Below are 12683 nucleotides of genomic sequence, written 5' to 3' on the forward strand. Positions count from 1 at the left end.
AGATTCGGCTTGCGTATGACTGTCCAAGTTCAGGCTTTTCCTTCTGCGATGGTGTGATGGCCGTTCGATTGAACCAGCCTGCCCTGGAGCAAGCCGGCACGCTCCAGCGGCAGGTAGGCGATGGCCGCTAGATGCGAGTGGATCCGGCGCAGGTCACGCAGGATGCGCAGGTATACGTCGCCACCACCGCCGTCGCGCTGCTGGCGCAGTTCGCGGATGTGCCGGTCGGACGCATCGTTTTCCAGGCGCCACAGCAATTCCTTGCGCTCCATCAATTGCTGGGCGGCACGCAGGTCGCCGCGCATGAACACGGCCAGGGCCAGGCGCAGGCTTTCCATGATCTGCGCATGCATGGCGGCAAGATCCTGGATGTCATCGGCCGAGAAATCCTGGCCGCGCTGCGCTTTCTTGGTGGCGAACTCCACCAGGTTGTTGGCGGTGATGTCGCCGATGTGCTCGATGTTGATGACGAAGGCATGGATTTCCTGGCTGCGCTCACCGTCTTCCTCGTTCAACGCTTCGCCGCCAAGGTCGGCCAGGTACTCGCGGATGGCGACACCGAGGCGATCCAGATACGGATCCATCTTGCCGATGGTGGCGGCGCGCACGCTGTCTTCCTTGCCGAAGATTTCCACCAGCCCTTTCAGCATGCCTTCGACCATGTCGGCCATGCGCATGGATTCGCGCTGCGCATTCACCAACGCCACGCCGGCGCTTTCCAGTGCAGCTTCTTCCAGATATAGCGGCATGCCCGGATCGGCCGGCTGCGGCGGCTCGGGCAGCAGCCGTACCAGCCATTGGGCGAGCTTGTTCACGGGCAGTATGAAAATCAGCGCCAACGCAAGATTGAAGGCGGTGTGAAAATTCACAGCGACGCGCGCAGGCGAATCGCCCAGCGCCGACAGCCAGTGCGCCATGGGATGCAGCAGCGGCAGGCAGATCACACAGCCAAACGCGCGCACCAGCAGATTGCCCAAGGGCAGGCGACGTGCGACGGGCGCGTGGGCTTCGAGCAACGCCGGCAAGGTGCTGCCGAGATTGGCCCCGAGCACCAGCGCCATCGCACCCGGCGCATCGACCACTCCGCCGGTGGCGAGCGATACGATCAACAGCACCACGGCTACGCTGGAATGGCACATCCAGGTCAGCAGTGCGGCGAGCAACACGGCAAACAGCGGCTCGTCCGCCAACGCATGCATGCCGACCTTGAGCAATTGCGCATTTTCCATCGGCGCCATGGTCAGCACGAGCAGATGCAGCGCCAGCAGCATCAGGCCCAGGCCAATACCGACACGGCCGATGTTTTCATAACGCACGTCATCGCTGCGGCGATGCAAGGCCGTGCCGAACAGAATCAGCACCGGCGCAATCAACGCGATGTTGAACGACATCACCTGCACGATCAGCGTGGTGCCGACGTTGGCGCCGAGCATCACGGCCAACCCCGGGGCAAGGCCCAGCATGCCGCTGGCAGCAAACGAGGTGGCCATCATGCCGGTGGCGGTACTGCTCTGCAGCAGTGCGGTGATGCAGATGCCGAACGCAAAGGCACTCGGCCGGGTGCCGAGGAAACGGCCCAGCGAACGGCGCAATGCGCTGCCATAGCCGCGCAGCACGCCACTGGTGACCATGTGCGTGCCCCACAAAAGCAGGGCGACATAGCCGGCGATATCGAAGAGTGCGAAGGTGCCTTTCATGGCATACCTCCCCTGAAATGATTATTTATGGCTTTGTATGCCGGGATGAATACCCGCATCAGGAGTTACCCGTAAGCCGGGATGGCATCCCAGCCTACGGGCCACACGCGGCAGGGTGCTACAGCCACCCTCGGTACCGGCGCATATACAGCACCTTCACTGCTTGCGTCAGCGCACAGTAAGCCACCACGGTGGCCGCCAGCCAGCCGAAGTATGCATCGGGCAAATGCACCATGCCGATCTTCGTGCCGACCCCGGTGAACGGAATGATCATGCCGATCACGATGATCGCCGTAGTGAGACCCAATACCGGCGCCGCGGCCACGCTCTGCAGGAACGGAATCCGGCGTGTGCGGATCATATGCACCACCAGCGTCTGCGTGAGCAGGCTTTCGATGAACCAGCCCGACTGGAAGAACGACTGATGCTCTGCACCGTTGGCGCCGAACACGTACCACAGCAGCAGGAAGGTGGTGATGTCGAACACCGAACTGGTTGGACCGATCCATACCATGAAGCGGCCGATATCGCTCGCATCCCACTTGCGCGGCTTGCGCAGGTATTCCTCGTCCATGCGGTCGAACGGAATCGACAACTGCGAAATGTCGTACAGCAGGTTCAGCACCAGCACCTGCAATGGCAGCATCGGCAGGAACGGCAGGAAGAAGCTCGCCACCACCATGCTCAGCACATTGCCGAAGTTGGAGCTGGCAGTCATCTTGATGTACTTGATGATGTTGCCGAAAGTGACGCGGCCTTCCACCACGCCTTCTTCCAGCACCATCAGGTTCTTTTCCAGCAAGATGATGTCGGCCGATTCCTTGGCGATATCCGTGGCGGTATCCACCGAGATACCTACGTCAGCTTCGCGCAAGGCTGGTGCATCGTTGATGCCGTCGCCGAGGAAACCCACGGTATGGCCCTGACGCTGCAGCGACTTCACCACGCGCGCCTTCTGCAGCGGCGACATCTTGGCGAACACGGCGGTGCGCTTGACCAGTTCGTCGAGTGCATCATCGTCCAGCGGTTCGATGTCGCGCCCTTGCGCGGAATGCTCCACATCGAGGCCGACTTCGCGGCAGATCTTGCGCGTCACCGCTTCGTTGTCGCCGGTGATCACCTTCACTTCCACGCCATGATGGTGAAGCGCGGCAATCGCCGTGGCCGCCGTATCCTTCGGCGGATCGAGGAAAGCCAGGCAACCCACGGCAGTGAGCTCGGTTTCGTCCGCCACGCCGTAGGTACGGTTGCTCGGCGGCTGCTGCTTGATCGCCACCACCAGCACGCGCAAGCCGTCCTCGTTGAGGCGGCGCGTCATCGCCTTGATTTCGCGGCGGCGCTCGTCCGTCAGCGGCACGATTTCATCGCCACGGCGCTCGGTGGTGGCGATGGCGAGCATCTCTTCCACCGCGCCCTTGCACACCAGTAGATGTTGGCCGTCGCCATTGGCCAGCACCACCGACATGCGGCGGCGCTGGAAGTCGAACGGGATTTCGTCTACCACGCGATAGCGCGCCACGATCGGTTCCAGATCGCGATGCGCCAGCACGGCCTTGTCCATCAGGTTTTTCAGTCCGGTCTGGAAGTGGCTGTTGAGGTAGCCGTATTCCAGCGCGTCGTCGGAATCCTCGCCGTCCAGGTCGAGGTGACGCTCCAACACGATCTTATCCAAGGTCAAGGTGCCGGTCTTGTCGGTGCACAGCACATCCATGGCGCCGAAGTTCTGGATCGCGTTGAGGCGCTTCACCACCACCTTGCGCTTGGACATCGCCAGCGCCCCCTTGGCGAGGTTGGCGGTAACGATCAGCGGCAGCATTTCCGGCGTAAGGCCCACCGCCACCGACAGCGCGAACATCAGCGCTTCCAGAAAGCCGTGCTTGTACCACTGAATGCCCAGCACCACCGGCACCATCACCAGCATGAAGCGGATCAACAGCCAGCTGACGCTCTTTACGCCGCGATCGAAGCTGGTCTGCACGCGCTCGCCGACGAGGGTGCTGGCCAGCGAACCCAGGTAGGTGCGCGGACCGGTCGCCACCACCACCGCCGCGGCCGTGCCGCTCACCACGTTGGTGCCCATGTAGCACACCGTGGGCAGGTCCAGCGGATTGCCCTTCTGCGCCCCGTGCGCACCGCTGTCCACCGCATGGGCCTGCGCCGGGCCGGCCTTTTCCACCGGCAAGGATTCGCCGGTAAGGATCGCCTGGCTGATGAACAGGTCCTTGGCGTTCAGCAGGCGCAGGTCCGCGGGCACCATGTCCCCCGCGGCCAGATGCACGATGTCGCCGACCACCAGCTCGTTCACCGGCACTTCGATGCGCTCGCTATGGCCATCCGACGCGCGGCGCGTCACCGTGGCGGTATTGCGCACCATTGCCTTGAGCTTTTCCGCCGCCTGCGAGGAACGGAATTCCTGGGTGAAGCTGAGCAGCACGCTGATGCCCACCATCACTGCGATGATGATCGGGCCGGAGAGATCGTCCGGCGTCACGAAAATCTGCACCGCCGCCAGGATCAGCAGCACGATGATGAAGGGATTGTTGAAAGCCCGCAGCAGTTGGATCGACCAGTGCGGGGGTTTCTCGTGCGACACCTCGTTGATGCCGTCGCGCTCAAGGCGCTCGGTGATCTGCTCTTCGTCGAGGCCCGCCAAACTGGTATCCAGGCCGCTCAACAAGGTTTCGTTTTCGCGAAACGCATCCTGCGCGGCCGCCACGTGCTGGGGGGGCGGGGCAGTCTTGGCCTTGGCCGCCTGGGTGACTCGGTTCATCATCGCTCGCTTCCGTGGGATCAAGTTGTTGCAGCGGAGGCGAGCTTTTTAAGGAAAACCCGTCCCCTAGGGCATTCCGCGGCCAGGACGACCCCCCGCGGACCGGCGCTGCGGTCCTGGCGGAGGCCACCCTTTCTGAAGCCTCGGATGACGCGCCAGATGACGCATCAGTGACTTGATACCAAATGAAGATGACGGGACGTGCGCGGCGCATCGGCCTGGGCACGCTCAACCGCCTGCCGCGCGGCGAGCGGCTGGGGAACGGTAACGGTGATGGCGGGACGCACGGCTTGACGGCGGCCGGCCACGGAAAACCGGCCCGCGGTGCGAAAACGGAAGAAATCGCGAAGGAGCTTCATTGGCCCATCTCCTCTATAACGGTGCCCACGGCACCGTTAGGAGCGGGCCGGACTTCCCTAGTAGAGGAAAGCGCCGGCCAACCGCTGGCGGTTGCCGCGAACGATCAGCTTGTTATGCAATGCCGGCACCCGATGCTCGCGGATGTCGACGTTGCGACTAGGGTAAACGTCCATATGCCTTGGTTAGTTCGGACAGAGGCCCGGCCGGCCAGATGGCGCCGGTGGGCGCGGGAATTGTCTTGCTGCGGTGCGAAACTGTCAAGCCTCGGAAACAAAGTTTTTCGCGGATCTCCGCTCGGGCGAGAGGTCGCGGTGAAGATGTGATCTACCCAAGAGGGGAGAAGGTCATAGCGTGCATCGGTTGCATTAGCCAATGGTCGGCCAACAGGAAGGCAAACAACGCCATCAGATAGATCACCGAATACTTGAATACACGCATCGCAAAATACTCGTCCGGCGGATTCATCAGGCGGATGGCGTAATAGAGAAACCCTATGCCCAGCACCGCCGCGCCGCCGAAGTAGATCAGGCCGCTATGCCCGGTGAGGGAAGGCAGCAAGCTGACGATGATCAGCAGGATGGTGTAGAGCAGGATGTTCCAGCGGGTATAGCGCACGCCGTGGGTGACCGGCAGCATGGGGATTTGTGCGCGGGCGTAGTCATCGCGGCGGAAGATGGCCAGTGCCCAGAAATGCGGCGGGGTCCATACGAAGATGATCAGGCACAGTTGCAACGCAAAAGGATGCAATGCGCCGGTGACGGCGGTCCAGCCCAGCACGGGCGGAATGGCGCCGGCCAGGCCGCCGATCACGATGTTTTGCGGCGTGGCGCGCTTGAGATAGGCGGTGTACACCAGGGCGTAGCCGATCAGGCCGCCAAAGGTGAGCCATGCGGTGAGCACATTCACCAGCGCGGCCAGCACGATCATCGAGATGACGCCAAGCACGGCCGCAAATACCAGCACCTGTCGCGCCTTGAGTTTGCCGGTGGCGAGCGGGCGGCGGGCGGTGCGGGCCATCAGCTTGTCGATGCGTTCGTCGATCAGGTGATTGAACGCGGCGGCGGAACCCGAGGCCAGCCAGATGCCGAGCGTGCCGAACACCAGCGCGCGCCACGGCGGGATGCCGGGCACGGCGAGGAACATGCCGATCACCGCGCAAAACACCAGCAGCGCGACCACGCGCGGTTTGGTGAGCTGAAAATATTCGCGCGCCAGCATCATGCAAACGACTCCACATCCGTCGCATGCCAGGATTGCAAGCGTGCGTAATTGGCCAGCAGCGTGAACAGCAGCAAGGCCGCGCCGCCGTTATGCATGGTTGCAACCGGCAACGGCAGGCCGAAATGCACGTTGCTGATGCCCAGCATTACTTGCACAACCAGCACCACTGCCAGCGCGGTGGCGCCGAAGCGGAATCCGCCGCGCAGCAAGCGGTACGCAAGCCAAAGCAGATAGCAGAACACCACCAGCGCGCCGATGCGATGCGCAATCTGGATGGCGCTGCGCGCTGCCATGTCGAGCACGCCGCCTTCGTAGTTCACGCCGATCTCGCGCCACAGCACGAAGCCTTGATGGAAATCCGTTGGCGGCGCCCATTGGCCCAGGCATGTCGGAAAATCGGTGCCGCATGCGAGCGCCGCGTAGTTTGCCGAGGTCCAGCCGCCCAGCGCGATCTGGCAGGCAAGCAGCACGATGCCCAGCACCACCGCCCTGCGCAGCGTGGCGTGGCGGTTGTCCGCTGCGCCAACGCCATTGCAACGCAACGCCGCATACGCCAGCAGGCCAAAGGTGGCCATGCCGCCCAGCAGATGCCCCATGACCACGATCGGTTTGAGCAGCAGCGTTACCGTCCACATCCCGAGCATGGCCTGGAAGACGATCACGCCCAGTGCCAGCACGCTCATCTTGAACGCGGCGCACTCGCGCAGCCAGAGCGCGCCGGCGGTGGGTAAAAGTATCGCCAGCAACGCTAGGCCCGACGATATGTTGCGTTCGCCATGCAGATACAGTGCGACACCGGCTGCCGCAAACAGCGCACTCAACACGATGGCCAGCATCACGACGCGATCACGGCGCGCCGCCAGCAGCGCAAGCACCACCACCAGCACACCCAGCGTACCGGCGAGCATGCGATGCACTTGTTCGCGCCAGGCCTTGTTTGCTTCGTAAGGCCGGTCGGGGAATGCCGCGTCGGCCTGGGCCACCGCTTGCGCGTGATGCGGCCAGGTGGCCTTGCCATAGCACGTCGGCCAATCCGGGCAGGAAAGCCCGGCATTCGACAGCCGCACGAATGCGCCGAACATCACCAGGCCGAAAGCGAACACGGCGGCGAGTATTGCCAGGTAAGGCACAATTTTTCGGACACGCAAATTCATCAGCGAATGACCTTCTGCAGATCCTTGCGCAGGCCGCTCGGATCGAAACCGACAGGATACCGTGCCAGCGCCGTGCCATCGGATTCCACCAATACGGCGCTGACGCTGTCGGGCGTGGTCGGCCGGTAGGCATCGAGCCGGCCACCCACGTCCGAGCCGAGCGTCCAGTAGTTCTCCATGCCGGTGGCGGCCGCATTGGCCGGCGGCTGTCCGACATACAGCAGGCGCAGGCGCGACATATTGTTGTTGAGGGTGATGCGCGCGGCGGCCATCTTGGTGAGCACGCCCACGCAATGGGCGGCGCAGCTCGGGCCAGCCAGGGCGATCAGCGTCATGCGCGGCGAGGTGTCACGCCAGGCCCAGGTGCGTCCGTCGGCAAGCCTGATCTGCAGGTGTTCCTGCTCGAAGTTGCGCTGCGGCAGGATCGGTTGGCCATACGCCTTGCCTGAGGGCTGCCAGCCGCTGACATTCAGCAGTGCGGCAGCAATGATCGGAACGGCGAATATGCACGCGATCAGCAGGAGTTTGAGGCGGCTTGCGCGTTGATCGGGTGAGTTGGAGGTATTCATGCTTGCCCAGTGGAATTCATGCGGGGAGCGTCACTCGGGAGGAGCCTGTTTGCGGAGTGATCAATCATCACGTTTCAGGCGCGGCTTTCTTCGATGCAACACCACAAACATCACCACCGCCGCCACCGCAAAGGTAAACCACTGGAACGCATACGCGCGATGCCGCGCCGGCGGCATCGACGAAAGGTCAAGCGCGTGCACGCGCACATAGATCGCCGAAGGATCAGGATCCAACGCCAGCACGCGCGGATAAAGCGCCGCATGTAAGTCCTTGGCGACCTGGCCCAGATCCAGGTAGATCGAGGTCTTCGGCCACTGCGTCTGCTGCGCCAGTGCGTTGCCGCCCAGCTCCAGTCCGGTGCCCGGCGGCGGCTGATACGTGCCTTGCAGGGTCTGCACGTTGGTGGGCAACGGCGGCAGCTGCGGCGCCTTGTCCGTACCGTTGCCAGGCAGAAAACCAAGATCCACCAGCAGCAGCTTGTGCTGATTCATGGGTTGGAACGGCGCGTATGCCTCCACCCCGCCGAGGCTGTCGTGTTTCGGGTTGTCGAGCAGATAGAGGCGGTCGGCGAGATAACGGCCCTGCACGCGCACGCGCGGATACGCATCCAGGGGGGGCTGGCCGGCCACCGCATCGAAGGCTTGCACCGGCGCACTGGCTGCCGCGGCATACCGTCGCAGAAGTTCGTCCTTGTAGTCTGCGCGGTGCAATTGCCAGATGCCAAGACGTATAAAAACAAGCACCCCAGCGACGGTGAGCAGCACCGACCACCATGCTGGACGCCGCATCAGGCCCACGCGGCAACTCCACGGTGCATGGCTATACTGGCGATGTCGGGCCTACTCGGAATTCTCACGTGGAAACCATCTACAAAGTAGCGCTGGTGATCATGTTCCTGGTGGTGATCTTCAACCTTGGCCAGGCCCTGTATTTCATGATGACCGACAAGGACGGCAGCAAACGCACCGTGTGGGCGCTGACCCGCCGCATCAGCTTTTCCCTGCTGCTGATCGCGATGGTCATCATCGGTATCCGGATGGGGTGGATCCATCCGCACGGCGTGGGCCAGTAATTGTAGCGGGCGTTCCTTTTCCAATATCCGCGCTGCGACGTTACGGCGCGAAAAAGCACGCAGGTGGTTCTGCGCAAGATCCGCCCCTCGCCCAGCTCCTCCCCGGAGGGAAGTGGGTGATGGAAGAAACAAAAGCCCGCCTTGCGGCGGGCTTTTCTACTCCCCTTGAGCGACGCCTCAAAGGATGTAGACGAACATGAAGAGCCCCAGCCACACCACGTCCACGAAGTGCCAATACCAGGCCACGGCCTCGAAGCCGAAGTGATGCTCCTTGCTGAAGTGGCCAGCCAGCACGCGCAGCCAGATGATGGCCAGCATGATGGTGCCCAGCGTCACGTGCAGGCCATGGAAGCCGGTGAGCATGAAGAACGTGCAGCCATACACGCCGCTACCCAGCGTAAGGTTGAGTTCCTTGTACGCCTCCATGTACTCGTGCGCCTGGCAAAACAGGAAGCTCGCACCCAGCAACACGGTAACACCGAGGAAGGTCAGCACCTTGCCGCGATGCCCCGCTTTCAGCGCGTGGTGCGCGATGGTCACGGTGACGCTGGAGCTGAGCAGGATCAGCGTATTGAGCAGCGGCAGCCCCCACGGCGCGACGGTCTGGAAGGCGCCGCCGATGTGCGCCGGACCATTGCCGCCGCCAGCGCCCCATGAAGCGGCATAGTCGCTCCACAGGTACTGATGGGTCAGCACGCCATGGCCGTAGCCGCCCAGCCACGGCACCGAGAACATGCGGATGTAGAACAGCGCCCCGAAGAAGGCGCCGAAGAACATCACCTCGGAGAAGATGAACCACATCATGCCCATGCGGAACGAGCGGTCCACCTGGGTGTTGTAGTTGCCGGCCATCGACTCATGGATCACCGAGCGGAACCAGCCGAAGAACATGCATAGGATGCCGACGAAGCCGATCAGCAACAGCGTCTTGCCGAAGCCGGTTTCGCCGGGCTCGGCATTGAGCCAGTGCGCCGCACCGAACACGGTGAGGAACATGACCACCGCGGCCACGATCGGCCATTGGCTCTTGCTCGGTACGTAGTAGATGTCGTGCTGCTGACCCATGATCTGTATCCCGTAGACGTTCCTGGTGACCTACGTTCTCCCCCGCTGCGGCGGGTTACTGCATGAGCGCTTCCTGGATGGCCTGCGCGTGCGCTTGCGGATGATGTTGCAGCCAGAGCATCTGCGCGATCGAAACCACGAACACGACGAACGCCACGATGCCCACCACCCTTGCGGTGCGTCGCGCGCGACGCAAGCGTTGTTCCTGTCCCGACTCAAGCGGGCGATGATCGAGTTTCACGTGATCAGTCCTCGACGTGGCCATGTGCGAGTTCTTCGTCGTGGATTACCGGCGCGATGGTGAAGCTGTGGTGCGGCGGCGGCGACGACAACGTCCACTCCAAGCCGCGGGCGCCTTCCCATACGCGAGCGGTGGCTTTCTTCTTGGAGAACCACACGCAATGGATGATCACGCCGAGGAAGATCAGCTGGGAGGCCCCAAACAAAAAGCCGCCGATCGAGCTGATCATATTGAAGTTGGCGAACGCCACGTTGTAATCCGGAATACGGCGCGGCATGCCGGCCAGGCCAAGGAAGTGCTGCGGGAAGAACAGCACGTTCACCCACACCACCGAATTCCAGAAGTGAACTTTGCCCCAGAACTCGTTGTACATGTGGCCGGTCCACTTCGGAATCCAGTAATACGTGGCCGCCATGATCGCGAAGATCGCGCCGGTCACCAGCACATAGTGGAAATGCGCCACCACGAAGTAGGTGTCGTGGTACTGGAAGTCCGCCGGCACCAGCGCCAGCATCAGGCCGGAGAAACCGCCGATGGTAAACAGGATGACGAACGCAATGGCGAACAGCATCGGCGTTTCGAAGGTCATCGAGCCGCCCCACATGGTGGCGACCCAGTTGAACACTTTCACGCCGGTAGGCACCGCGATCAGCATGGTCGCGTACATAAAGAAGATTTCAGCGCCCAGCGGCAGGCCCACCGTGAACATGTGGTGCGCCCATACGATGAAGGACAAGAAGGCGATCGAAGCGATGGCGAACACCATCGCCTTGTAGCCGAAGATCGGCTTGCGTGCGAAAGTCGGGATGATTTCCGAGACGATCCCGAACGCCGGCAGGATCATGATGTACACCTCGGGGTGACCGAAGAACCAGAACACGTGCTGGAACAGCACCGGGTCACCACCGCCGGCGGCATCGAAGAAGTGCGTGTTGAAGTACTTGTCGGTGAGCAGCATGGTCACCGCACCGGCCAGCACCGGCATCACCGCGATCAGCAGAAAGGCGGTGATCAGCCAGCTCCATACGAACACCGGCATCTTCAACAGATCCATGCCCGGCGCGCGCATATTGAGGATGGTGGCGATGATGTTGATCGCGCCCATGATCGAGCTGATACCCATCAAGTGCACGGCGAACACCAGGTATGCCAGCGACGCACTCTGCAGCGACAGCGGCGGATACATGGTCCAGCCGCCTGCAGGAGCGCCGCCCGGCAGGAACAGTGTGGACAGCAGCAGCGCGAAGGCAAACGGCAAGATCCAGAACGAAAGATTGTTCATGCGCGGCAGCGCCATGTCCGGCGCGCCGACCATCAGCGGGATCATCCAGTTGCCCAGACCGACGAAGGCCGGCATTACCGCTCCGAAAATCATCACCAGCGCGTGCATGGTGGTCATTTCGTTGAAGAAGTACGGCTGCACCAGCTGCATGCCCGGCTTGAACAGCTCCGCGCGGATCACCATCGCGAAGCTGCCGCCGATGAAGAACATCAGCAGCGAAAAGACCAGGTACAGCGTGCCGATGTCCTTGTGGTTGGTGGACATCACCCAGCGCTGAAAGAAGTTCAGGTGCTCGTGGTGTTCGTCGTGATGCTCATCGTGGTGTTCGTGGGCGGCTGCTTGGGCCATGACCTTGAACCTCTACCTAATGAATGCGTTTACGTGAACTGCGGTAAGCAGCCGATGATCAACCCTGTGTTGCGTGTGCTGGCGTCAACTGTGCCGTGGCCTGCGCAGGCGCTGCAGCGGTGCCGGCCGGAGCCGGGGCGGCAGCAGGCTTCTGCTGGTCGGCCAGCCACTTGGCGAAGTCTTCCTGCGACACCGCCTTCACCACGATCGGCATGAAGCCATGATCCTGGCCGCACAATTCGGCGCACTGGCCGCGGTAGACACCCGGCTCGTTGATATTGGTCCACGCGGCGTTTATCACGCCCGGGATCGCATCCATCTTCCAGCCCAGCGCGGGCACGAACCAGGAATGGATCACGTCGTCGGCGGTGATCACAAAACGGATCTTGGTATGAATCGGCACCACCAGCGGGTGGTCCACATTCAGGAGATAAGTGTTCTCGCCATCCGTCTTGACCGCCCAAGGATCGAGGCCGGAGTTGAGCTGGCGGGTGGCATTGCTCTGGTCGTCCAGTTTCGACATGAAGTCGACATGGCTGAGCGGCTTGCCCTGGTAGTCGACGTAGTCGTAGCGCCACTTCCACTGATAGCCGGTGACCTTCACCGTCATCTGCGCGCCGGTGGTATCGGAGAACTGGCGCAGGCCATTGGTGGCCAGCCACGCCAGCGAAATAAGAATAAGAACGGGAATGACGGTCCAGATGATTTCGACCGTGGTGTTGTGCGACCACTTCTCCGCCACCGCGCCGCGCGATTTGCGGAAGCGGAACATGGCGATGAACATCGCGCCAAACACCAGGATGCCGATCACCACGCACACGCCCAATGCCACGTTGTTGAGCATGTAGGGCACATGGGAATACGTCGTCACGCCTGGCGTGAGATTCAGCTGCCCGGGCTGCG

Annotated in this window: 12 protein-coding genes; 1 reads left to right on the forward strand and 11 read right to left on the reverse strand. The window is 62.3% G+C overall.

Features of this window, described 5'->3' with window-relative positions; translation table 11 throughout:
* Positions 1-29: 29 nt before the first annotated feature.
* The 7 genes from VMA74_RS03130 to VMA74_RS03160 all read right to left on the reverse strand — a co-directional run bounded on the left by VMA74_RS03130 (position 30) and on the right by VMA74_RS03160 (position 8569).
* Entirely contained in the window at positions 30-1697 is a 1668-nt protein-coding gene (locus VMA74_RS03130; protein WP_325364711.1) for a Na/Pi cotransporter family protein, read from the reverse strand.
* A 118-nt stretch (positions 1698-1815) separates the two neighbouring features.
* A complete protein-coding gene (gene mgtA / locus VMA74_RS03135; protein WP_414649549.1) occupies positions 1816-4467 on the reverse strand; it encodes a magnesium-translocating P-type ATPase in 2652 nt (883 codons plus the stop codon).
* 167 nt (positions 4468-4634) lie between these two features.
* Complete coding sequence (locus VMA74_RS03140; RefSeq protein WP_325364715.1) at positions 4635-4826, reverse strand: hypothetical protein; 192 nt, start codon at positions 4824-4826, stop codon at positions 4635-4637.
* Between the two features lie 325 nt (positions 4827-5151).
* On the reverse strand, positions 5152-6048 hold the full coding sequence (gene cyoE / locus VMA74_RS03145) for a heme o synthase (protein WP_325364717.1): 897 nt from the start codon (positions 6046-6048) through the stop codon (positions 5152-5154).
* Positions 6045-7202: a COX15/CtaA family protein gene (locus VMA74_RS03150; RefSeq protein ID WP_325364719.1), complete on the reverse strand. Its 1158-nt coding sequence runs from the start codon at positions 7200-7202 to the stop codon at positions 6045-6047. Before VMA74_RS03150 ends, cyoE begins: the two co-directional genes overlap by 4 nt.
* Positions 7202-7771: a hypothetical protein gene (locus tag VMA74_RS03155; RefSeq protein WP_325364721.1), complete on the reverse strand. Its 570-nt coding sequence runs from the start codon at positions 7769-7771 to the stop codon at positions 7202-7204. The genes VMA74_RS03150 and VMA74_RS03155 overlap by 1 nt, the downstream gene beginning before the upstream one ends.
* A 60-nt stretch (positions 7772-7831) precedes the next feature.
* Positions 7832-8569, reverse strand: coding sequence for an SURF1 family protein (locus VMA74_RS03160; RefSeq protein ID WP_325364723.1), 738 nt, complete (start codon positions 8567-8569; stop codon positions 7832-7834).
* A gap of 59 nt (positions 8570-8628) precedes the next feature.
* On the opposite strand from VMA74_RS03160, the gene VMA74_RS03165 reads away from it, so the two are divergent.
* Positions 8629-8844 carry a twin transmembrane helix small protein gene (locus VMA74_RS03165; protein ID WP_324938681.1) on the forward strand — a complete coding sequence of 72 codons (216 nt, stop codon included), beginning with the start codon at positions 8629-8631 and terminating at the stop codon, positions 8842-8844.
* Between the two features lie 177 nt (positions 8845-9021).
* Here the strand turns inward: VMA74_RS03165 and VMA74_RS03170 are convergent, their stop codons facing one another.
* The 4 genes from VMA74_RS03170 to coxB all read right to left on the reverse strand — a co-directional run.
* Positions 9022-9909: a cytochrome c oxidase subunit 3 gene (locus VMA74_RS03170; protein WP_325364726.1), complete on the reverse strand. Its 888-nt coding sequence runs from the start codon at positions 9907-9909 to the stop codon at positions 9022-9024.
* A gap of 55 nt (positions 9910-9964) precedes the next feature.
* Positions 9965-10150 carry a hypothetical protein gene (locus tag VMA74_RS03175; protein WP_325364728.1) on the reverse strand — a complete coding sequence of 62 codons (186 nt, stop codon included), beginning with the start codon at positions 10148-10150 and terminating at the stop codon, positions 9965-9967.
* A 4-nt stretch (positions 10151-10154) separates the two neighbouring features.
* Positions 10155-11780, reverse strand: coding sequence for a cytochrome c oxidase subunit I (ctaD, locus tag VMA74_RS03180; RefSeq protein WP_325364730.1), 1626 nt, complete (start codon positions 11778-11780; stop codon positions 10155-10157).
* A 58-nt stretch (positions 11781-11838) separates the two neighbouring features.
* Positions 11839-12683, reverse strand: an 845-nt coding sequence (coxB, locus tag VMA74_RS03185; RefSeq protein ID WP_325364732.1) for a cytochrome c oxidase subunit II, incomplete at its 5' end; no start/stop codon positions are given.

The sequence above is a fragment of the Dyella sp. genome (genome assembly GCF_035508675.1).
Lineage (GTDB): Bacteria > Pseudomonadota > Gammaproteobacteria > Xanthomonadales > Rhodanobacteraceae > Dyella_B.